Raw genomic sequence first — 22,111 nt, 5'->3', positions numbered from 1 at the left:
TCCGGCGCGCTGGGCGCGCCGGACGGGATTTGAGATTGGAGATTAGGCATTCGCAAAAGCGATTGGTCGCACCTTACGAATCCCGACATGTGATGGCCAAACGATTGTTAGGCGCAGACCGCTGAGCACAACCCGGGATTGATGCATTGGAGTACGGGACCACGCTGTTGCGAATCCCGACTCCCCAATCCCTAATCCCGGCTTATCGCCCAAACCGCTCTTCGAAGAAATCGCCCAGCATGCGATACGCCCGCTTGGCCGCGCGCGGGTTGTACAGGCAGCCCGGCGGGCTGTTGGCATCTGCCTCGGCAAAGCAATGCACCGCGCCGCTGAAATTGACGAATTGCCAATCCGCGCCGGCGGCATTCATTTCGGTTTCGAACGCGGCGATATCCGCCTTGCTCACGCTCTTGTCGTCGGCACCGTTGAGCACCAGCAGCGGCGTCCTGGCCGAGCCGGCGGCGGCCGGGCTGGGAGTCGCGATGCCGCCATGCAGGCTGACCACACCGGCCAGCTGCGCGCCTGAGCGCACCAGTTCCAGCACCGTGGTACCGCCGAAGCAGAAGCCCACCGCACCGATGCGCGCTGCGTCCAACGGCGCCTTGCCGGCCTGCGCCTTGAGCACCTCTACCGCTTTGAGCGCGCGTGCGCGCAGCTCCGGCGGATCCTTTTTCAGGGCGCCAGCGAATTGCCCAGCCTCGCTGTCATTGGCCGGGCGCTTGCCCTTGCCGTACACGTCGGCCACCAGCACCACGTAATCGTCGCCGGCCAGCTGCTTGGCCTTGGTCACCGCCGAGTCGTTGACACCGCGCCAGTTGGGCACCATCACCAGGCCCGGGCGCTTGGCATCGCCGGCATCGTCGTACACCAGCACGCCGCTGTAGGTGTCCTTGCCGATCTTCCATTCCAGCGGCTTGGCCTGCATCGCCGCTGCTGCGGGGAAGGCCAGCGAAGCCAGGACACCGATCAACCCAACGCCACGCCATGTCCGTTGCTTGTACATGTGCTTGCTCCCAGGATGGTGTGGCGAGTGTAGGCGCTGGCACCGTGCAGGAGGGGTCATCATCGGCGCGGCCGGCAGCGGCGCGGCCAGTTGGCTGGGCCAAGCGCACCGGGCGTATCCGCATCCGTGGCGAGCTACGGTTTTCGGGGCGACCCGGGCAACGCCTTGACCTCGGAACTGGGCCAGGCAGCAACACGTAGCGGACAGCCCTCAGGTGAACCTTGGACAGCGCTCAGGAGCGGCACTATCGGGGTGAGACATCACGGCCGCGCCTGCCTGGCGATGAACCGCGCCGGTTCCTGTCGGCGGCTTCTAGTGGATACCCAATCCGTCAATCGCGCTGATCGCTGCCGGATCGAACCCTGCCAGCTGGGCGAAATGCCGGCCGCGGGCTACGTAGTCGCTGTAGGCGCCGAAGCTGGGCGCCCCCGGCGAGAGCAGCACCACGCCGCCCTGCTCGCCCAGCGCAGCGCGCGCCAGTCCCATGGCGTGTTCGAGATCGTTGGCCGCATGCAAGCCGAAGCGCCCCGCCTCGGCCAGCGGCGCCAGCAATGCATGGATGCGTGGGCCGTTGGCGCCCATGGTCACGATTTCCAGCGGCGCCCGCTGCGCCATCTGCTGGGCGAAATCGTGCCAATCCAGCCCGCGATCATGGCCACCAACCAGTAGCGCCACGCGTCGCTGCGCAAAGCACGCCAGTGCCGCCAGCGAGGCATGAGGGGTGGTGCTGATCGAATCGTTGACGTAGCCGATGCCATCCACGCTTCCCAGCCACTGCAAGCGGTTCGGCAATGTACGAAAGCTCGCTGCCGCCGGCGCAAGTGCCGCCGCATCCAGGCCCAAGGCCTCTACCGCCGCCAGCACCGCGCACAGGTTGCGGCGGTTGTGCTCGCCCGGCAGCGGCACATCGGCGGTATCGAAAATGGCCTGCTCGCCGCGGTACACCACGTCGCCACGCAGATGCCAGCCGGCGGAATGATTGAACCAACGCACCTGGCTATCGGGTAACTGCAACCCGGCAAGCAGCGGGTCGGCAGCGTTGAGCAAGACAATCCGCGGCCGGCCTTCGGTTACCAGCGACAGCTTGTCGCGCACATAGCGCGCTTCGTCGCCATGCCAGTCCAGATGCTCGGGAAACAGATTCAACACCAGCGCCAGCTCGGGGCGCGCGCCGCTGCGCCCGACATCGCCGGTCTGGTAGCTGGACAACTCGATCGCCCAATACGCCGGTGGCGGCTGCGGTGCCAGCACTTCCAGCAAGGGCTGGCCGATATTGCCGACCAATGCGGTGCGATGCCCGGCCGCGCGCAGCAGGTGCGCCAGCAGCGCGGTGGTGGTGCTCTTGCCCTTGGTGCCGGTCACGCAAATGACGCCAGGCACGCTGCCGTCCGCCTGCGCGTGTTCGGCAAACCACAACGCGCTGCCGCCGATGAAGCACGTACCCTGCGCGGTAGCTGCCAGTGCCTCGGCGCGATACGGGCTGATGCCGGGCGACTTCACCACGATCTCGAATCGCCCAAGCGCCTGCGCGCTGGCATCGGTTTCCACCTGCAAGGCCGCATCTGCCAGCGCCTCGATCTCGCGCGCCTCTTCGGCGTTGCAGAACACCGTCAGCGCTTGCGTCGGCAGCTGCGCGCGCAGCGCACGATACGCTGCGCGTCCTTCGCGCCCCCAGCCCCACAACGCAACGGTCTTGCCTTCAAGCTGCGAAATTCGCACGCACGCGCTCCCACAGCGTCGACGGAACCCGGTGCTCGCCATCGATGGCCATGAGTGGCTCGACCTGCAGATCACTTGGGTCGAGTTGCGGCTGGATGTCACGGATGAAGCGCTTCACCAACGCGTCCTCCTTCCACTCGGCGCGGCTGGCCAGCACCGCCATCGCCGCGTGCGATTCGCGGCCTTCGCCCACGCATTCGAACGGCTTGTGGTCCTGGAATTCCAGCAGCGCGTCGTAGCCGCCGGCCTGGGTCGCATCGTCGAGCAGATTGCGTCCGAAGATGTTGACCAACCGCGTCTTGGGCATGAACGGCGCCAGCGCCAGGAACACGAAATGGCATTTCGGGCACACGCCGCACCAGCGATGCACCGGGCGCTCGCCCATGATGTGGAAGTTGCGGTTGCAGCTGGAAAAGTGCGCGTCGTAGTGATCGGTCTTGGCGAATTGCCGCGCCACCGCCAACTCGGACAGCGGCCGCAGCAACGAGTAATAGCGCAGATCGGCCGCCACATGCCGCTGCACGTAATCGCCGAATGCCTGCTCGAACGCCCAGCCCTTGGACCACTGGTGATTGACCTCGCCGGTGCCGGGAATCTGGCTGCCGTAGCTTGCCGAACGTTCGTTGGAGAACACCACCTGGTCCACCCCGTTGAGCAGCGCCGCCAGCACCAGGATGGCCGAGTTCACCGCGGTCACCGGGATATGCCCGTTCCACGCGCCCTGGCGATTGAGTTCGAATAATTCCGGTGCCAGCACGCGGCCGATGTTGAGGACCGGCAAACCGGTGCGTTCTGCACAGGCACGGATCAGTTGCGAACCGCCGATCCAGCTGACGGTCTGCGCCACGCCGGCCTGGCGCAGCGCCTCGATGCTGACCAGCGAATCCTTGCCGCCACCGATCGCCACCAGCGCATGCTCGCGCAACCCCACTGCCGGCGCGGCGGCAGAGGCCTGCGCCGCCACCGGGAAGTGGATCTTGCCGTGCAGATGCAAGCCATTTCGGTAGGCAAATTCGCCCAGGCCGTGCAGATACACGCTTTCCACCAGCGCGGCCGTCTCGGCATCGATGGCGTAGCTGTCGATGGCGATGTTCGGCGGCACAGCAGCCTTGAAATAACTGATCCCTGCAATGAGATGCAGCAGCCGCAACGCCTGTTGCACGGCAGTCGCCTGCGCGCCTTCCAGCACAAAAGGGGCGCCCGGCACTGCCACGGTCTCGACCAGCTCCGGACCTTGATCGAAGGCATACACCAGCGTGGCCACGCCGGTCTGCGCGTCGAGTGCGCAACGCACGAAACGGAAGGTGGACATCTGATGTTTGTCGAAAGCGCTCATGGACTACCTGCAGAAACACGTACACGACGCAGATAACGTCGGCACAGGACATATTCAATCATGGAAAACGGCACCGCCGCCCATAGCAGCGGCAGGCAACCGATCACGAACAGCAGCAGCATCACGTCCGAGCGAATCACCGTTGCGTCGCCGGTGATGGCCAACGCGACCAGCAGATACAGCAGCAGCGCCGGCAGATAGCCAAGCGCACCCAGCACCACGGTGCGCAATGCCATGCCGCCGGCGTGCTGCGCTCGTGCCCGCTGGGCACGCCGACGCTGCCAGAGCGCTGCGCTCCACGCGCCGATGCCGGCAGCGACCAACGCGGGGATTGCCCACTTCAAGCTATCGGTCCACGGGGCCGGTTGCCCGGCGATGTCGATGGCGGTGGAAAACACCATCGCCACGCCACCGGCCAACGTGCTGAGTGCGACGAACTCAGCCAGTGGGCGCATCGATCACCTCTTCGCGCGGCAATTCGCGCTGATTGTAGGTGCTGGCCATCGAGTAGCCGTAGGCACCGGCATCGGCGACCAGCACCACATCGCCCGGCGCGGTGGTCGCAGGCAGCCGGCGACGCTTGCCGAACACGTCCGACGATTCGCAGATCGGCCCGACGATATCGAACGTACCATCGGCCGGCGCGTCGAGTTGGCTGAGGTTTTCGATGTCGTGCCAGGCGTCGTACAACGCCGGGCGAATCAAAGTATTCATGCCCGCATCCAGGCCCACGCGGTGCACGCCGTCCTTCTCGATCACCTGGGTGACGCTAGCCAGCAATACGCCGGCTTCTGCCACCAGATAGCGGCCCGGCTCGATCGCCAGGCGGTAGCCCGGATGCACGGCCTTGACCTCGGCCAGGCCCTTGGCCCACACCTCCAGATCGAACGGCTCGTCTTCGGCGCTGTACGGAATCGGCAGGCCGCCACCGATATCGATGGTTTCCACAGTGCCGATACGGCGCGCGAAGCCGGCCAACTCGTCGTACATCATCCGCCAGTGCTCGCCGGTCTCCACGCCACTGCCCAGATGCGCATGCACGCCGGTGATGGTGAGTTCGAGCGTGCGCGCCACCTCGACAAATTCATCCACGCGCGTGGACGACAGGCCGAACTTGGACGCTTTGCCGCCGGTGTTGACCTTCTCGTGGTGCCCGTCGCCGTGCCCCAGATCGATGCGCAGCCAGATATTGCGGCCACGGAACACCTCGGGCCAGTTGCGCAGCGCTTCGACGTTGTCCACGGTCACCGTCACGCCCAGCGCGAAGGCCGCTTCGTATTCGGCCTTGGGCGCAAAGCTCGGCGTGAACAGCACGCGCCGCGGCGACAGTTCCGGCAGCGCCTGGAATACGCGGCGCAATTCGCCGTGCGAGACGCATTCCAGCCCGAAGCCGGCCTGTTCCAGCGCCATCAAGATGGCCGGATGCGCATTGGCCTTGATCGCGTAATAGCGCTGATCCACCGCGGCAATCTGCGTCAGCGCATGCGCACGCTCCCGCACCGTGGGCAGGTGGTATGCGTAACGCGGCGTCCCGGCCTTGGACAGCGACAGCAGATGCGCGCGCTCGGCATGCCACCACGGCGTGGGTCGCGGACGTACCGAGCCGATGATCTCGCGCCAGCGCGGGCCGAACACCTCGCCTTCGCTGACCGGCATCGCACCGCTGTCGATCAGTTCCGCGTGCAGGATCGGCAGCAAACCGTCGGCATCGGCTTCATCGATGACGAAGGTCAGGTTCAAGTCGTTGGACGACTGCGAAATCATGTGCACGCGTTCCTGCCCGAACGTGGCCCACACGTCGGAGAGCTTGTGCAGCAGCGAACGCATGCCGCGTCCGACCAAGGTGATGGCCGCGCAAGGAACGATGATCTTGACCTTGCAGATCTGCGACAGATCGGCCGACAACGCCGCCAGTACATCGGTGTTGACCAGGTTTTCCGAAGGATCCAGCGACACGGTAACGTTGGTCTCGGCCGAACCGATCAAGTCCACCGACAGGCCGTGCTTCTTGAACAGCGTGAACACGTCGGCCAGAAAGCCGACCTGCTGCCACATGCCGATGCCTTCCATCGACACCAGCACGATGCCGTTGCGGCGGCTGATCGCCTTGACGCCCAGCACCGGCTCGGCATTGCCGTCGATGCTGGTACCCGGCAGATCTGGGCGCTCGGTGTCCAGGATCGCCATCGGCACGCCGGAATCGCGGCACGGTTTGATCGAGCGCGGATGCAGCACCTTGGCGCCGGTGGTTGCGATTTCCTGCGCTTCGTAATAGTCCAGCCGGGTCAGCAGCCGCGCATCCGGCACTTCTTTCGGGTTGGCGCTGAACATGCCAGGCACGTCGGTCCAGATTTCCACCCGGCTGGCGCCGAGCAGCGCGCCGAAGTACGCCGCCGAGGTATCCGAACCGCCACGGCCCAGAATCGCGGTGCCACCATCGGCATGACGCGAAATGAAGCCTTGCGTGATCAGCAAGCGCGTCGGTTGCGAGGCGAAACGCGTGCGCCAATCGGCGTCGGACTGCCATTGGCACGAGACCGACAGCCGCTTGGACCATTCGCTCTGATTGGGCTGCGGCGGCAGTGCGGACAGCCACTGGCGCGCATCCAGCCACCCCATGTCCAGGCCGCTGGCATGCAGATACGCCGCGCCGATGGTGGACGACAGCAACTCGCCCTGCCCCAGCACCTCGGCTTGCCAATCCAGCGTGCGCGTTGCAGCGCGCGCATCGCCCAGCACTGCGTGCAGTGCGGCCAGCCGTTCGCCCAGCACTGCATCGGCGTCCAGTTCGAGCTCGGCCAGAAATTCGCGATGGCGTCGGTCCAGTGCCGCCACGCGCTGCGCGCTATCGGCGGCGCCGTCGGCAATGGCGGTGAGCTCGTTGGTCACGCCCGACAATGCAGACACCACCACCAGCACGCGGCCGCCGGTTTCGTTCGCCCGTTTGCTCGCCAGTTTTCCAATCGTGTCCCAGCGATGACGACGCGACACCGAAGTGCCGCCGAACTTGAGGACGATCCAACGATCGGTAGAGTGGGGAGCTGACATTGAGATAGGCGTTTAGGATGGGGGAAGATGCCCGGGATGCCGAGCGGAACCTCCGATTCTACTGCCAATGCCGCTCGCATGACCCCGCGTGCGATCACAGCGTGCCGTCGCACGTCCACTGCCGTGTCGGTTTGCCCTGCAACCATCGCCGCGCCCTCCTTCGATCGAGATTTCCCCACGATGCGCAAGCACCGCTATCTGCAACTGGATGTTTTCGCCGCCCGGGCCGGCAGCGGCAACCCACTGGGCGTGGTCTTCAATGCAGAGACGTTGTCGTCTGCGCAAATGCAGCAGATTGCCGCGTGGCTGAATCTGTCCGAGACGGTCTTCTTCCTGCCGGTCAGCGTGCCCGATGCCGATTACCACATCCGCATCTTCACCCCGCGGACCGAGCTACCGTTTGCCGGCCACCCCAGCGTCGGCGCAGCGTGGGCGGCGGTGACCCACGGCGTGACCGCCTGTAAGCCCGACGGCCGGCTGCGCCAGCAATGCGCAGCCGGCGTGCTGCCGGTGGACGTGTTCGACCGACACGGCGCCTTGCTGGTGCGGCTGCGCGCGCCGCGCGCACGCGCCATCGACACGGGCGACACGTACGCCGACGCGCTGCGCGCCGCCTGCGCTGGCCTGCGCGCGGGCGCGCAGCCGGCCGCGCTCTGGAACAACGGCCCGAACTGGTGGCTGCTGGAATTGGCCGACGCACAGGCGGTACGGCAGGCAGCCCCGGACCTTGCCGCCATTGCGCGCCTGACCCAGGCCAGTGCCGCCTGCGGGCTGGCCATCTATGCGCCCATGCATGACCACGACGCAGGCCTGGTCGTCCGTGCCTTCTGCCCAGGCGATGGCATTCCGGAAGACCCGGTGACCGGCAGCGCCAATGCCTGTATTGCCGCACGCCTGCATGGCGATGGCCGCCTGCCCGGAGAGCAGTCGCGCTACGTCGCCAGTCAGGGCCGCGAGGTTGGCCGCGATGGCCGCGTCCATGTGGACGTGGACGCGGAAGGCGAAGTCTGGATTGGCGGAGCGACGCTGCAGGTGATCGACGGCCGCATCGATTGGTAAGCTGCCGCGCCCTCACTGCGGATCAACGCCCATGACCACTCGCCGTTTCCTGCAATTGGATGTGTTCTCCGCCCGCCCCGGCAGCGGCAATCCGCTGGCAGTGGTGCTGGATGCGCAAGGTCTGGACGATGCGGCGATGCAGGCCATCGCACGCTGGACCAAACTGCCGGAGACCACCTTCGTCGTCCCCGTCGAAAACGCGCACAGCAGCTATCGGCTGCGCATGTTTTCGCCGCAAAAAGAGGTGCCGTTTGCCGGCCACCCCAGCGTGGGCACTGCGCATGCCGTGCTCGAGGCCGGCCTGGCCGCACCACAGGACGGCGTCCTGGTGCAGGACGGCATCGCTGGTCAGTTGCCGCTGCGCGTTGAGCAGCGCGGCGGCCACCGCAGCATCGCGATCCGCACGCCACGCGCACGCGTGGCCGAGCAGGTGGACGCCGACGATCCGCGCCTGCGCGATGCCTTGCAGGGCTGGCCACTGGGGACGCTACCGCCTGCGCTGATGGACGGCGGCCGCACGTGGTGGGTGGTGGAACTGGACAGCGAAGCCGCGCTGCGCGGCCTGCAGCCGGACTGGGACGCGATCGCCGGGTTGGCAGAATCTACCGGCAGCATGGGCGTGTTTGCGTATGCACGCGCCGCCGCACCGGGCGCCTACGACCTGGCAGTACGTGCCTTCGTCGGCAATGGCCGGCGCTTCGAAGATGCGGCGTCCGGCGCGGCCAATGCGGTCCTCGCCGCATGGCTGGACAGCCGTGACGCATTGCCCGGCACCGAGCGTCGCTATGTGGTCAGCCAGGGCCGCGAAATCGGCTTCGATGCCTTGCTGGAACTGCACATCGATGCCGACGGCGACGTGTGGTCGGGTGGCCAGGTGCAGACGGTGATTCGCGGCACGCTGGACTGGGCTTAGTCGACGAGCCACAGGGCGCTTCCCGGCGGGTTGGCCGTCAGCGGCCAACGCATCTCATCTGAACGTGCATCACACGTTCTAGGGCGGTAGCAACGCTGCGGCGCAGGATCCAACGCAGCGAGGTGGCCTGCAGGTGCAGCCAATTTCCGATCACGGCCCGTGCACCGCGCATCAGCGCTTGTGTGAAACAGCAAGGTGCGTCGCATCGATCAGCGCCCAAGCCTTGTTGAGGCGCCATTGCAGCCCGCGATCGCGCCGCAAAACGCAAGAACGCTGCGGTTGCCCGCAGCGTTCTTTTCAGCCCGATACCGGAACCAGCGGCACCGCATCCATCCGGCACTGATCAGTCAGGGCGCACGTCGACGCGCACGCGGATACGGTCGCCCGGGTTGTAGTCGCTACGCGTGTGGTATGTGCGGCCAGCGTATTCGTAGGTCACGTCGTAGCCATCCACGCGGTCGCGTTCGCGGCGGTAGGACACCGGCTCGCAGACCCTCACGTTGCCCTGGTACGTGCGGTGATTGGCCTCGTAAATCGAGCGGCCCGCCGCTACGCCTGCCATGGTGCCAACGGCGGTGCCGACCAGACGCCCATTGCCGCCGCCGACCTGGCTGCCGAGCACGGCGCCCGCGATACCACCAATGACACTGGCCACGCCGCGATCGGACACACCGGCCTGGGCGTAGCCGCCGTCGCGGTAGTACCCGTCATTACTGGTGTAGTAACCATCGGCGGGACGATCGTAGCAACGTTCGCTGGTGCGTTCGTTGTACGAGTCGGCAACGATGATCGGATCCACGCGCACGACGCGCGCATATTCGTAACGGCCATCCTCGTAGCCGCTGCGGCCGTAATCGCGGTAGCCGCTGTCATAGCGCTGCGCCGTGGCATTGCCGGCCACGACCAGACCCATCACCAGAGCACCAAGCACGAGAGTTTTCATTGCGGCAGCTTCATAGGGAGGACACGCTGCCGATGCTCGGCCTGCGCCAGTGAAACCGCACTGAACCAAACCGGCCGTAAAAAGCCCTATTCAGGTTGCCGCCAGCTGCGCGCGCCGGGCGTTTGCGCCGACGCGTCGCAGCGGTATTGGCATTAGCTGGAAAACTCGGTTTCCAGGCTGATCGGCACGGCGCTCAGTGCCTTGGACACCGGGCAATTCTTCTTGGCAGTGTCTGCCAGCTCGCGGAACTTGGCCTCATCGATACCCGGCACCACGCCCTTGAGCTTGAGGCGAATCTGCGACAACTGCGGACCGCCTTCCATCGACAGATCCACATCGGCGCGCGTGTCTAGCGAGGTCGGCGGAAAACCGGCTTCGGTCAACTGCGCAGACAACGCCATGGTGAAACAGCCGGCATGCGCGGCAGCGATGAGCTCTTCCGGATTGGTGCCCTTCTCGTCGCCGAAGCGGCTACTGAAGGCATAACGGGTGTTGTCCATCAGGCCGCTCTGGGGCGTGCTGAGCTGGCCCTTGCCGGTCTTGAGGTCGCCTTCCCAGTGAGCGGTAGCGTGACGTGAAATACCCATTGCGATCTCCTGCGCTGAAAGGAGCGCCCACGATAGGTGAGTGGGTGTTAGCTGGTGGTGCTGGGATTCGGGATTCGGGATTCGGGAATCGGGAATCGGGAATCGGGAATCGGGATTCGCAAGAGCAGACCGCCGGGCACGTTAGGCGGCAAGCGCCTGTTTGTCTACACGCATGCAGTTGCGCATCGAACGCCACCGCGCGACCGACCACGGTGGACGTTCGGCGAGAGGCCGCTGCCTCATCGCAATCGACGCTTCATGGATCAAAGGCCACCGCGCGTTGGTTGCACGGTGGGGGCGCCGCTCCTGGAGCGACTCACAATACGGCGGCGCAGCCGCGCTCAGCCGAGCAGGGTTTCCAGCACGGCCATGCGCACGGCAACGCCGTTGGCGACCTGCCGCAGCACGCAGGATTGCGCGCCATCGGCCACTTCATCGGTGATTTCCACGCCGCGGTTGATCGGGCCCGGGTGCAGCACCGCGGCGTCGCGACCGGCACGCGCCAGGCGCTCGCGGGTCAGACCATATTCGGTGTGGTATTGCTCCAGCGAGGGCACTAGGCCTTCTTCCATGCGCTCGCGCTGCAGGCGCAGCATCATCAGCGCGTCGGCGCCTTCGAGCATGGCATCGAAATCCTGACCGACCACGCAGCCCTCCAGCATGTCGTCCTCGGGCAGCAGGCTGGCCGGCCCGCAAACGCGGATTTCGCCCGCGCCCAGCGTGCGCAAGGCATGCAGGTCCGAGCGCGCCACGCGCGAGTGCTTCACGTCGCCGACGATGACGACCTTGAGCTTGGAAAAATCGGTGCCCTTGGCCTGGCGCAGGGTGAGCATGTCGAGCAAGCCCTGGGTGGGATGCGCGCTACGTCCGTCGCCGGCATTGATCAGCGCGGTGCCCTCGCCCGCGGCAGCCGCCAGCGCTTCCACCGCGCCGTCGTCGGGGTGACGCACCACGAAGCCGCGCACGCCCATCGCTTCGAGATTCTTCAAAGTATCGCGCGCGGTTTCGCCCTTGCGGGTGGATGAGGTGGATGCATCGAAATTGAGCACGTCCGCGCCCAGCCGCTGCGCCGCCAGATGGAAGGAGCTGCGCGTGCGCGTGGAGGGTTCGAAGAACAGCGTGCACACTGCAGTGCCCGCCAGCACGCTGCGCTTGCCCACGCGCCCGACCGCTGCATCGCGGATCTGGCCGGCGCGGTCGAGCAACTGCAGCAGCGTGGTGCGCGGCAGTCCTTCCAGGGTGAGCAGGTGGCGCAAGCGTCCGTCCGAATCGAGTTGCATGGTGGTCATCGCAGGTCGGGAGTCAAGGAAGAAGGGTGGCTTGGTCGGGTGCGGCCAACCAGCGTTCGACGATCACCGCGGCGGCCATCGCATCGAGCGCTTCGGCATCGCGGCGGCGCTTGCGCCCATCGGCACGCTCGCGCGCGAAACGCTGCGCAGCCTCGACCGAACTGGAGCGCTCATCGATCAGGACAACCGGCAGCGCATAGCGCTCGCGCAGCTGGCGGGCGAACGCGTGCGCGCGCTTACGTGCGGGCTGGTCTTTGTCGTCCAGCGTGAGCGGGTCGCCGATCACCAGGCCGTCCGGGCGCCATTGCTTGTACACGCGGTCCAACGCACCCCAATCCGGGCCGTTGGCATGCACATTGATAACGGCCACCGCGCGCGCGCCGGCGCCGAGCGCGCTTCCGACCGCCACACCGATCCGGCGCGACCCCACGTCGAAGCCCAGCACCGTGCCATCGGGGCGGATCGCGCCCGCCTCAGGCATGCCCGGAATAATCCGTGAGCCGGAACAGATCCACGCCGATACGCCCGGCAGCAGTCTGCCAGCGATCTTCCAGCGCGGTCGCAAACAGCACATTGGCATCCGACGGCGCGGTGAGCCAGCTGTTTTCGCCCAGTTCGAATTCCAGCTGGCCGGCGCCCCAACCCGCGCAACCCAACGCGACCAGCGCATTGCGCGGGCCGTTGCCGGCCGCCATCGCCTCAAGGATGTCGCGCGAGGTGGTCAGGAACACGCCCTGCCCCACTTCCAGGCTGGAATCCCATTCGCGCGCATCGTCATGGATCACAAAACCGCGCTCGGGGTGCACCGGCCCGCCGCTGAGCACGACCTGCTCGCGCAGCGGCTCATCGTCGGTGTCGATACCCATCTGCGACAACACTTCGCCCAGGGTGTATTCGGAGGGCCGGTTGACCAGCACGCCCATGGCGCCGTTCTCGTCGTGCTGGCAGATCAGCGCGACGCTGCGCGAAAAGGTGGGGTCGGACAGCGCCGGGAGCGCAATCAGCAGTTGGTTGGCCAGAGGCGTGGGCAAAACAGACATGGCCGCATTCTAGCCGTTCGCTTCGCCGCGCGCAGAGCCGCTGCCATACTGGGCCTTGCCGGCCGATGCGGCTGCCTTCGCGGTGGCCCATCTGCAGCGCCCGACCGACGCGTTCAGCTTGAACGCGATGAGTGCGACTTGCAGCGCCGCCGAAGCGGTGCGGCCGCGCAAACGGCATCCCGGCCTCTGCGCCAACTGCTGCTCGCCCGCCGTGGCAGCGACTGGCGCGCGATTGGCAAGCTTCGCCCCACAACCACAGGCACCCACATGAGCGGTTATTGCAGCATCGCCCCAGGCCATCCGGTCCATGGCCACTACCACGATCACGAGTACGGCTTTCCGCAGCGCGACGAACGCGAATTGTTCGAGCGGCTGGTCCTGGAGATCAACCAGGCCGGACTGAGCTGGGAAACCATCCTGCGCAAGCGCGTCAATTTCCAGCAGGCTTACGACGGCTTCGACGTGGACACCGTTGCTGCGTATGGCGACCAGGACATCAGCAGGTTGATGGGCGATGCCGGCATCATCCGCAATCGTCTCAAGGTGCTGGCGGCAATCCACAACGCACAGGTCATCCAGGCGCTACGTACCACCCACGGCAGCTTCGCGCAATGGCTGGACGCCCACCACCCGCTCGACAAGGCGGCCTGGGTCAAGCTGTTCAAGAAGACCTTTCGTTTCACCGGCGGCGAAATCACCGGCGAGTTCCTGATGAGCCTGGGCTATCTCCCTGGCGCGCATCATGCCCAGTGCCCGGTGTTTGCGCAGATCCGGGCACTGGCGCCGCCCTGGTTGCAGGCGCAGAAGCCGGCAAAGACTCGCACGGTCCAGCGCGGCTAGACACCTCTTGCACGCCGCACGCGAAATGCTCGGGGTTATGGCTATTCGCATCGGCATTTCCGGCTGGCGTTACGCACGCTGGCGCGGCACGTTTTACCCGGCTGGCCTGGCCCAACGGCGCGAGCTCGAATACGCCGCGGGCCGCTTTCCCAGCGTGGAAATCAATGGCTCCTTTTATTCGCTGCAGCGCCCGGAAAGCTTCCAGCGCTGGCATGACGAAACGCCTGAGGATTTCGTCTTTTCGGTCAAGGGCCCGCGCTTCATCACCCATATGAAGCGCCTGCGCGATTGCGAGCAGGCGCTGGCCAACTTCTTCGCTTCCGGAGTGTTGCGGCTGGGCGCCAAACTGGGCCCGATCCTGTGGCAGTTGCCGCCGACCCTACGGTTCGATGCCGAGCTGCTGGACGCATTTCTCGGCAGCCTGCCGCGCGATAGCGAGGCCGCGTTGGCGAGGGCGCGCAAGCGCGACACCGCGCTGATGCAGGGCCGCAGCGCGCTGGCAATCGATCGCCGGCGACCGATCCGTCACGCACTGGAAGTGCGTCACGACAGCTTCTGCGATCCGGCCTGCATGCGGCTGCTGCGGCGTCACAATGTCGCGGTGGTGGTCGCCGACACCGCAGGCAAATTCCCGTACCTGGAGGACGTCAGCGCCGATTTCGTCTATGTGCGTCTGCATGGCGATGCGCAGTTGTACGCCAGCGGCTACAGCGATCCCGCCCTGGATCGCTGGGCAGCACGCATCGCCGCGTGGGCCGGCGGAGCCGAACCGGACGATGCAGCCCGCGTCGGCGCACGCGCCCGCAAACGCGCAATGCGCGATGTGTACTGTTATTTCGACAACGACATGAAGGTGCATGCGCCGTTCGATGCGCGCGGGTTGATGCAACGGCTGCAGTTGCCTACCAACTGCCCGGCACGCGAAAACACCTAGAACTGCTGACAAACGACGGTGCTAACGCCAGGCGGGCCTGGCCGGTGCACGGAAAGCGGCATGCATCGCTGGCACGCTGCAGTTCTGGGCGCGCCAGCCGCGCCCGCTGACAGCTGCATGCGACGGATGGTCAGCCGCTCCTGGACGCGCCATGCGAGTGATCTTCGGCACGCATCACACGCCCATATACCGGTGCGGGCGGTGATTGAACATCAGCACCAGACTCAGCATCAAGGCGCCGATGGCCGAATACAGCACCTTGTCCGGGGTCAGCACGAAGAAAGCGACCAGCATGAGCATCGCGTCGAAGCTCATTTGCACCTTGCCGGCGCTCCAGCCACGCTCGCGCTGCAGGTATACCGCCAGGATGCCGATGCCGCCCAGGCTGCCCCGGTGGCGAATGAAGAACAAAATACCCAGGCCAGACAGCGCCCCGCCGACGATCGCCGAAAAGGCCGTGCTCATGTGCGCGTAGTCGGCCCAGCGCGGCAGCAGGTTGGTCAGCACGCCGCACGCGCCGACTGCCGCGAAGGTCTTCAGGGTGAACTCCCACCCCATCCGGCGCACGCTCAGCCAGTAGAACGGCAGATTGACCAGCACGAACACCAGGCCGAAGTTCCAGTGCAGTGCGTAGTGCAACAGGAAGGCCACACCGGCCATGCCGCCGATCATCAGCCCGCCCTTGGCGAAGATCGCCAGACCGAGCGATGCGACCAGGGTCGCCAGCACCATGCCTTGCGCATCCTCAGCCACCGAATGATGGAAGGCGTGGTCGTCGGCGGCAGTTCCGGCCGAATCCGGCGGAGGAGTGAGCGGGCCGGCAGTGACCACGGCACCATCGTCGGGCAAGGGTTCTTGCTCCGGTCGCAGATCGGAATCGGGAAGGCTCACGGACTTGGGCACTGCAGTGGGGTGCGATATTAGACACTATCGACCCACCCGGTTACATCTGAAACCGGGCAGGCCTCGCCAGGCCGGTGCGTGACCGGGGCACCTCGGCCGGCCGTCGACCGCCGCCCCCCTCCGCAGCAGCCGGGCATGCCGGAGCAGCGCGATAAAGGGATGGCCGCGCTCCTCGATCGCCGGCAGACGCGCGGACGATTCGAGCCGGACCGTCGTTTTCCCTGGCGCGCTCAGGCGCTCCCTCCACGCGGCGGCCAGGACCGCGTCGGCGGTGCGATCCTGGCGCAACGCCGGCCGCACGCCGGGCACGAAATGGCAGCCACGCGCAGACGGGCGGCGTCACCGTGGCGGCAGCAGCTCAGCTCCGTGCATGCCTGGTCCGATCCCCGCGCTTGTTACCCGTCGCCACTGGCACCCGGTGCACGCAGGCACCGAGGCGCGCAGCACTCAGCGCACTTCGGAAATCTCTACACCGTCCAGGCCCTGCGACAAGGTCTTGGCATCGCCACCCTGCGAGAGCTTGATGCGCAGGCGCACTTCGTTCTGCGAGTCGGCGTAGCGCAACGCATCTTCGTAGCTGATTTCGCCGGCCTGGTAGAGCTCGAACAAGCTCTGGTCGAAGGTGCGCATGCCCAGGTTGGTGGACTCCTTCATGATCTCCTTGAGCTTTTGGATCTCGCCGTCGCGGATGTAGTCCTGCACCAGCGGCGTGCCCAACATGATTTCCATCGCCACGCGACGGCTGCGGCCATCCGGGGTCGGAATCAGCTGCTGCGCGACCACGCCCTTGAGGTTGAGCGACAGATCCATCAATAGCTGGTTGCGGCGATCTTCGGGGAAGAAGTTGATGATGCGGTCCATCGCCTGGTTGGCGTTGTTGGCGTGCAGCGTACACAACACCAGGTGGCCGGTTTCGGCGAAGGCGATCGCATGGTCCATGCCTTCGCGGGTGCGCACCTCGCCGATCATGATCACGTCCGGCGCCTGGCGCAGGGTGTTCTTCAGCGCGTTCTCCCAGCTGTCGGTGTCGATGCCGACCTCGCGCTGGGTGATGATGCAGCCCTCGTGCTTGTGCACGAATTCGATCGGGTCTTCGATGGTGATGATGTGCCCGGTCGAGTTCTGGTTGCGGTAGCCGATCATCGCCGCCAGCGAGGTCGACTTACCGGTCCCGGTGGCGCCGACGAAGATGATGATGCCGCGCTTGGTCATCGACAGCGTCTTGATCACCGGCGGCAAGCTCAGCTCGTCCACGGTGGGGATGCGCGTTTCGATCCGGCGCAGCACCATGCCCACCTGATTACGCTGGTAGAAGCAGCTCACACGAAAACGCCCGACCCCGGACACGCCGATGGCGAAATTGCACTCGTGGGTCTTTTCGAATTCCTCGCGCTGCGACGGCGTCATCACGTTCAACACCAGATCGCGACTTTGCTGCGCGGTCAGCGGGGTCTGGGTAATCGGGCTGATCTTGCCGTGCACCTTGATCGCCGGCGGCATCCCCGAGGTGATGAACAGGTCCGACGCCTTCTGATGCGCCATCAGCTTGAGGAAGGAGGTGAAGTCGATGGTGCTCATGGCGTGCTCCTCTGGAGCAGGGATTCGGGAGTGGAGATTCGGGATTCGCAAGAGCGGGGTCCGGTCAGGGAACCGCCGTTGCGAATCCCCAATCCCGGCTACTCGAATATCCGCTTGTCCTTGGCGTACTCGCGGGCCTGGTTGCGCGTGATCAGGCTGCGCTTGACCAGGTCCTGCAGATGCTGGTCGAGCGTCTGCATGCCGTATTGCTGGCCGGTCTGGATCGAGGAATACATCTGCGCCACCTTGTCCTCGCGGATCAGGTTGCGGATGGCCGGGGTGCCGACCATGATTTCCCATGCTGCGGTACGGCCGCCGCCGACCTTCTTCAACAGCGCCTGCGAAATCACAGCGCGCAGCGATTCGGACAGCATCGAGCGCACCATCGGCTTTTCGCCGGCCGGGAACACGTCGATGATGCGGTCGATGGTCTTGGCCGCCGAGCTGGTGTGCAGGGTGCCGAACACCAAGTGACCGGTTTCCGCAGCGGTGAGCGCCAGGCGAATGGTTTCCAGGTCGCGCAATTCGCCGACCAGGATGATGTCCGGGTCTTCGCGCAGCGCCGAGCGCAGCGCTTCGTTGAAGCCGTGGGTGTCGCGGTGCACCTCGCGCTGGTTGATCAGGCACTTCTGCGAGGTGTGGACGAATTCGATCGGGTCCTCGACGGTGAGGATGTGGCCGTATTCGTTCTTGTTGATGTAGTCGATCATGCCGGCCAGCGTGGTCGACTTGCCCGAGCCGGTCGGGCCGGTCACCAGGATCAGGCCCTGCGGCTGATCGATCAGCTGACGGAAGATCGGCGGGCAGCCAAGGTCTTCCAGCGTCAGCACTTCGGACGGAATGGTACGGAACACCGCACCGGCGCCGCGGTTCTGGTTGAACGCATTGACGCGGAAGCGCGCCAGCGACGGAATCTCGAACGAGAAGTCGACCTCGAGAAATTCTTCGTAATCGCGACGCTGCTTGTCCGACATGATGTCGTAGACCAGCGCGTGCACCTGCTTGTGGTCCAGAGCCGGAATATTGATGCGACGGACATCGCCATCGACACGGATCATCGGCGGCAGCCCTGCAGACAGGTGCAGGTCCGATGCCTTGTTCTTGACAGAAAACGCCAATAGTTCAGCGATATCCATGCGCTGCTTTTCCCCTAGGCTGCGATTGGAAGGTACTCCCCGGCCGGCAGTATAGCGTTCTGGCTGCCGGCGGGAAGCGGCCTGTCGCCGGTTCAGGCCGGCCGCGACGCGTCTGGCTGAAACTGTTGCCTGCGCCCGGCTGCGGAACGGCCCAAGGCCGAATGGCTGGTGCGCGGTGGCATCAAGGACTTGCTGGCGAGCGCAGCGCTTGCCCGCGCGTAGCGGGTCGCACTGCCAGTCCATCGCCCCGGGCCTTGGTCGGGCTTGGAGACGGTTGCCCACCTTGCTTCCAGACACTCCTCTTAAACGCGCGCAGCGCCGGCGCATCGATCCAGGCGTCCGGCAGCCCCCAACTGGATGGAAGCGTCTGCGGGCGGCACTATAGCGCTCCCGCCTTCTCCGGAACGCCACGTGCCGGCTTCGTCGCTGCAACAGATTCTCGATGCCATCCACGCCGCAGCGGCCGCACAAGCGCGTGCCGACGTGCGGCTGCTGGCGGTCTCCAAGACCAAGCCGGCCGACGCCGTTGCCGCCCTGGCCGCGCAGGGCCAGCGCGCCTTTGGCGAAAACTACGTGCAGGAAGCCGACGCCAAGATCGCCCAGTTGCGTGCGTTGGATCTGGAATGGCATTTGATCGGCCACCTGCAATCCAACAAGGCCGAACTGGCGAGCCAATGCTTCGATTGGGTGCAGACGGTGGACCGCGCCAAATTGATTCCGCTGCTGGCGCGTCACCGCCCGGACGACCGCGCGCCGTTGAATGTATTGATCCAGGTCAACATCGACGACGAGGACAGCAAGCATGGGTGCGCACCCGAAGCGATCGACAGCCTGGCCGAAGCGATCGCCCTGCAACCACGCTTGCAGCTACGCGGACTGATGGCGATCCCTGCCCCGTTCCCCGATCAGGCACGACGCCAGGCTGCGTTTTCGCGCATGCAGGCGCTGTTCCAGCAGCTGCAGGCCCGTCATCGGCAGGTGGACACCTTGTCGATGGGCATGAGCTCGGATTTCGCCGAAGCGATCGCGGCCGGCGCCACCATGGTGCGGGTGGGCACGGCGTTGTTCGGCGCGCGCGGTCGGGCGCCGGACGCCTCTGCCTGATCGCATCGCCTCCCACATCGACTCGTCTTATTAAGGTGCTGCAATGAACACACCTGCTTCGTCCTCGCCCTCGTCTTCCGCTACGACGTCCATCGCCTTCGTCGGCGGCGGCAACATGGCGCGTAGCCTGATCGCCGGGCTGATCCGGCAGGGGGCGCCGGCTGCCAGCATCCGCGTGGCCGAGCCGGTGGCCGATCTACGCGAAGCCTTGGCGCGCGACTTCGGCGTGCAGGTCGTCGAGGATGCGCGCGCCGCTGTCGATGCGGCCACGACCTGGGTTTTGGCGGTCAAGCCGCAGATCTTGCCAATGGTGTGCACGCAACTGGCCGACCTTGCGCAGGCACAACAACCGCTGCTGGTTTCCATCGCGGCCGGCATCACCGCCACGCAGCTGCAGCGCTGGTCGGGCGGCGATATCGCCGTGGTTCGTGCCATGCCCAACACACCCGCCTTGCTCGGCGCCGGCGTCACCGGGCTGTACGCCAACGCGCGTGTGTCCGCGACGCAACGCCAACAGGCCACCCAACTGCTGGGCAGCGCCGGCGTCACCGTCTGGATCGACGACGAAGCGCAGATGGATGCGGTGACCGCGGTCTCCGGCAGCGGACCGGCCTATGTCTTCCTCTTGGCAGAAGCGATGGAAGCTGCCGCGCAAGCGCAGGGCCTGCCCGCCGCAACCGCGCGCACCCTGGTGCTGCAAACGCTGCTCGGCGCCGCACGCATGCTCACCGAATCGGGCGAACCACCGGAGGTCCTGCGTCGCCGCGTGACCTCGCCAAACGGTACGACCCACGCCGCCATCGAGACGTTCCAGGCCGGCGGCTTTGAAGCCCTCACCGCCCAGGCCATTGCCGCAGCGACCGAACGCGGCCGCAGTTTGTCCGCTGCCAATGGCTGATTGAAACGCGGCGGCGTCTGTATCTAGCGCATCGCGTGGCACCTTTGCGCGGCGCGCATGGCAAGACGAAAACGAATTCGAACATCTGCGCAAAGCGCCGCGCCAGCGCCTGGATCGCCGGAAGGTGGATGCAGGGCGATACGGCGCCGAAGGCTGCATCGCGCCCAAAAACCGATCTATTTGCCGCACATGCAACGCGCGTCCACGTTTGCAATCGATGGCAGCCATCTCGTCGGCGCGTGGCCCCCGTTACGTGCATCCCCCAAAACGGCTGGCCTTATCGGCTGGCTGCATCGTCCTCACGGATGCGCGTTGCGGCCTTTGCTCGCGCAAACGATCTGCTGCTGTGCGTCAGACCTGCAGCGAACGTGCGCATGGCACGGGCAAGCCGATGCGTTTTGTCCGTTTTTTCTGCCGCTGGTGAACGAATCCCCGTCGAAAGATGCTTTTTTCGTGCTGTTTCATCGTTTGCCTATTGGCGGCGCGCAGCAGTTGCCCTACATTTCGCGTTGCCGACTGGGTCGGCAGACCCAACACCACCAACGAATACGGAACACATCACTCATGGCAAAAACCGCCGCTAAGAAGGCTGCCCCCAAGAAGGCAGTGAAAAAGGTCGCCGCGACCAAGACCGCAAAGCCGGCCAAGGCCGCTGCCGCCAAGTCCGCTGCGCCCAAGCCGATCAAGGAAGCACTGAGCAAGACCGGCCTGGTCGCGCACATTGCCGAAAGCACCCAGTTGGCTCCGAAGGACGTCCGCGCCGTGCTGGCGTCGCTGGAAGCCACCGCACACGCATCGCTGAGCAAGAAGGGCGTCGGCAGCTTCACCATCCCGGGCATGCTCAAGCTGACCACCGTGCACGTGCCGGCCAAGCCGAAGCGCAAGGGCATCAACCCGTTCACCAAGGAAGAGCAGATGTTCGCCGCCAAGCCTGCGACCACCAAGCTCAAGTCACGTCCACTGAAGAAGTTGAAGGACGCGGCGCTCTAATCGAGCACGCATCCGGTATCACGAAGACGGCCTGCGGGCCGTCTTTTTTTATCGTCCCAGACAGTGCAGCACATACCGCTCATCGGCACTGCCCTACCCTGCATGCTGATTCGCCATCTGCAGGTGCCCGTGACCGGTCCGTCGAACACCCTGCCATCGTCGCCACGCCGAGCTTCCACACGTAGCCCCGCACGTCGGCTGCGCAGCATGGTTGTCTCCATTGCGCTGTTGTGCGTGCTGGCAGTAGCAACCCGCTGGGCCTGGCAGCTGCCAATCGCCCATCAGCTCCGTACCAGCTGGGAGCTGTCGCAAATGCCGCCACCTGCGCAGTTGCATGTGCCGGTGGAAGGCGTGCGTGCGCGACAGATTGCCGACACCTTTGGCGCACCCCGTGGCCGCGACCGCACACACGCGGGCGTGGATATCTTCGCGCCACGCGGTACATCGGTGGTGGCGGCAACGCGCGGCGTGGTCAGCGCCATCCGCGACCAGGGCCTGGGCGGAAAACAGGTCTGGCTCCTGGGTCCGGCGATGGAACGGCATTACTACGCGCATCTTGACGACTGGGCTGCCGGCCTAGCAGTAGGCGATGTGGTCGAGCCCGGCACCCTGCTTGGCAAGGTCGGCACCACCGGCAACGCGCGCGGCACGCCGCCACACCTGCACTATGGTGTCTATGGACGCAACGGTGCGTACGATCCGCTGCCGCTCCTGCGCAAACCCGCCGCACAGCCAGCAAACTGAGCACGTTGGAACACTGCGTCATGGGCCACCCTATCGAGACGGTTGCG

The 22,111-nt window shown here is 65.7% G+C and carries 21 protein-coding genes; 8 read left to right on the top strand and 13 right to left on the bottom strand.

The window, feature by feature from the left end; translation table 11 throughout:
- Positions 1-202: 202 nt before the first annotated feature.
- The 5 genes from J7367_RS14045 to J7367_RS14025 form a co-directional block, all read right to left on the bottom strand.
- The gene (locus J7367_RS14045; RefSeq protein WP_057662338.1) at positions 203-1,003 is read right to left on the bottom strand and encodes a dienelactone hydrolase family protein; all 801 of its coding nucleotides are present in this window, start codon (positions 1,001-1,003) and stop codon (positions 203-205) included.
- 312 nt (positions 1,004-1,315) lie between these two features.
- Complete coding sequence (murD, locus tag J7367_RS14040) at positions 1,316-2,722, bottom strand: UDP-N-acetylmuramoyl-L-alanine--D-glutamate ligase (protein ID WP_057662335.1); 1,407 nt, start codon at positions 2,720-2,722, stop codon at positions 1,316-1,318.
- Positions 2,703-4,058: a UDP-N-acetyl-alpha-D-muramoyl-L-alanyl-L-glutamate epimerase gene (murL, locus tag J7367_RS14035; RefSeq protein ID WP_057662332.1), complete on the bottom strand. Its 1,356-nt coding sequence runs from the start codon at positions 4,056-4,058 to the stop codon at positions 2,703-2,705. The genes murD and murL overlap by 20 nt, the downstream gene beginning before the upstream one ends.
- Positions 4,055-4,513: a hypothetical protein gene (locus J7367_RS14030; protein ID WP_017157219.1), complete on the bottom strand. Its 459-nt coding sequence runs from the start codon at positions 4,511-4,513 to the stop codon at positions 4,055-4,057. The genes murL and J7367_RS14030 overlap by 4 nt, the downstream gene beginning before the upstream one ends.
- On the bottom strand, positions 4,497-7,106 hold the full coding sequence (locus J7367_RS14025) for a bifunctional aspartate kinase/diaminopimelate decarboxylase (protein ID WP_209028940.1): 2,610 nt from the start codon (positions 7,104-7,106) through the stop codon (positions 4,497-4,499). Before J7367_RS14025 ends, J7367_RS14030 begins: the two co-directional genes overlap by 17 nt.
- A 180-nt stretch (positions 7,107-7,286) precedes the next feature.
- Between J7367_RS14025 and J7367_RS14020 the strand changes: the two genes are divergently transcribed.
- Together J7367_RS14020 and J7367_RS14015 are read left to right on the top strand one after the other, a co-directional pair.
- Entirely contained in the window at positions 7,287-8,165 is an 879-nt protein-coding gene (locus J7367_RS14020; protein WP_007966182.1) for a PhzF family phenazine biosynthesis protein, read from the top strand.
- A gap of 31 nt (positions 8,166-8,196) precedes the next feature.
- A complete protein-coding gene (locus tag J7367_RS14015) occupies positions 8,197-9,078 on the top strand; it encodes a PhzF family phenazine biosynthesis protein (RefSeq protein ID WP_007966181.1) in 882 nt (293 codons plus the stop codon).
- A gap of 343 nt (positions 9,079-9,421) precedes the next feature.
- Here the strand turns inward: J7367_RS14015 and J7367_RS14010 are convergent, their stop codons facing one another.
- The 5 genes from J7367_RS14010 to J7367_RS13990 all read right to left on the bottom strand — a co-directional run bounded on the left by J7367_RS14010 (position 9,422) and on the right by J7367_RS13990 (position 12,937).
- Complete coding sequence (locus tag J7367_RS14010) at positions 9,422-10,021, bottom strand: glycine zipper 2TM domain-containing protein (RefSeq protein WP_015472432.1); 600 nt, start codon at positions 10,019-10,021, stop codon at positions 9,422-9,424.
- Between the two features lie 152 nt (positions 10,022-10,173).
- Positions 10,174-10,608: an OsmC family protein gene (locus J7367_RS14005; RefSeq protein WP_007966180.1), complete on the bottom strand. Its 435-nt coding sequence runs from the start codon at positions 10,606-10,608 to the stop codon at positions 10,174-10,176.
- Positions 10,609-10,949: 341 nt separating this feature from the next.
- Positions 10,950-11,897 carry an aspartate carbamoyltransferase catalytic subunit gene (locus J7367_RS14000; protein ID WP_007966179.1) on the bottom strand — a complete coding sequence of 316 codons (948 nt, stop codon included), beginning with the start codon at positions 11,895-11,897 and terminating at the stop codon, positions 10,950-10,952.
- 13 nt (positions 11,898-11,910) lie between these two features.
- Positions 11,911-12,378 (bottom strand): Holliday junction resolvase RuvX, encoded by a 468-nt coding sequence (ruvX, locus tag J7367_RS13995; RefSeq protein ID WP_003489932.1) that lies wholly within the window; start codon positions 12,376-12,378, stop codon positions 11,911-11,913.
- Positions 12,371-12,937, bottom strand: a complete 567-nt coding sequence (locus J7367_RS13990; protein ID WP_003489930.1) for a YqgE/AlgH family protein — start codon at positions 12,935-12,937, stop codon at positions 12,371-12,373. Before J7367_RS13990 ends, ruvX begins: the two co-directional genes overlap by 8 nt.
- A gap of 267 nt (positions 12,938-13,204) precedes the next feature.
- Between J7367_RS13990 and J7367_RS13985 the strand changes: the two genes are divergently transcribed.
- Complete coding sequence (locus J7367_RS13985) at positions 13,205-13,777, top strand: DNA-3-methyladenine glycosylase I (protein WP_057662327.1); 573 nt, start codon at positions 13,205-13,207, stop codon at positions 13,775-13,777.
- 7 nt (positions 13,778-13,784) lie between these two features.
- Complete coding sequence (locus tag J7367_RS13980; protein WP_176215041.1) at positions 13,785-14,711, top strand: DUF72 domain-containing protein; 927 nt, start codon at positions 13,785-13,787, stop codon at positions 14,709-14,711.
- A 174-nt stretch (positions 14,712-14,885) separates the two neighbouring features.
- Here the strand turns inward: J7367_RS13980 and J7367_RS13975 are convergent, their stop codons facing one another.
- The 3 genes from J7367_RS13975 to J7367_RS13965 form a co-directional block, all read right to left on the bottom strand.
- On the bottom strand, positions 14,886-15,560 hold the full coding sequence (locus J7367_RS13975) for a YitT family protein (RefSeq protein ID WP_016851096.1): 675 nt from the start codon (positions 15,558-15,560) through the stop codon (positions 14,886-14,888).
- A 501-nt stretch (positions 15,561-16,061) separates the two neighbouring features.
- Entirely contained in the window at positions 16,062-17,192 is a 1,131-nt protein-coding gene (locus J7367_RS13970) for a PilT/PilU family type 4a pilus ATPase (RefSeq protein ID WP_057662321.1), read from the bottom strand.
- Positions 17,193-17,290: 98 nt separating this feature from the next.
- The gene (locus tag J7367_RS13965; RefSeq protein ID WP_003489919.1) at positions 17,291-18,328 is read right to left on the bottom strand and encodes a type IV pilus twitching motility protein PilT; all 1,038 of its coding nucleotides are present in this window, start codon (positions 18,326-18,328) and stop codon (positions 17,291-17,293) included.
- Positions 18,329-18,739: 411 nt separating this feature from the next.
- Between J7367_RS13965 and J7367_RS13960 the strand changes: the two genes are divergently transcribed.
- The 4 genes from J7367_RS13960 (at position 18,740) to J7367_RS13945 (ending at position 22,064) form a co-directional block, all read left to right on the top strand.
- On the top strand, positions 18,740-19,432 hold the full coding sequence (locus J7367_RS13960; protein ID WP_057662318.1) for a YggS family pyridoxal phosphate-dependent enzyme: 693 nt from the start codon (positions 18,740-18,742) through the stop codon (positions 19,430-19,432).
- A gap of 43 nt (positions 19,433-19,475) precedes the next feature.
- Positions 19,476-20,330: a pyrroline-5-carboxylate reductase gene (proC, locus tag J7367_RS13955; protein WP_022558865.1), complete on the top strand. Its 855-nt coding sequence runs from the start codon at positions 19,476-19,478 to the stop codon at positions 20,328-20,330.
- A 564-nt stretch (positions 20,331-20,894) separates the two neighbouring features.
- Positions 20,895-21,320: an HU family DNA-binding protein gene (locus J7367_RS13950; protein WP_008571830.1), complete on the top strand. Its 426-nt coding sequence runs from the start codon at positions 20,895-20,897 to the stop codon at positions 21,318-21,320.
- Positions 21,321-21,422: 102 nt separating this feature from the next.
- Positions 21,423-22,064: a M23 family metallopeptidase gene (locus J7367_RS13945; RefSeq protein ID WP_007966167.1), complete on the top strand. Its 642-nt coding sequence runs from the start codon at positions 21,423-21,425 to the stop codon at positions 22,062-22,064.
- Positions 22,065-22,111 lie beyond the last annotated feature (47 nt).

Origin of the sequence: Xanthomonas sp. D-36-1 (genome assembly GCF_017746155.1) — a bacterium.
In the GTDB taxonomy this organism is placed as follows: domain Bacteria; phylum Pseudomonadota; class Gammaproteobacteria; order Xanthomonadales; family Xanthomonadaceae; genus Xanthomonas; species Xanthomonas cissicola.
This window is presented reverse-complemented; position numbering and strand designations above follow the sequence as displayed.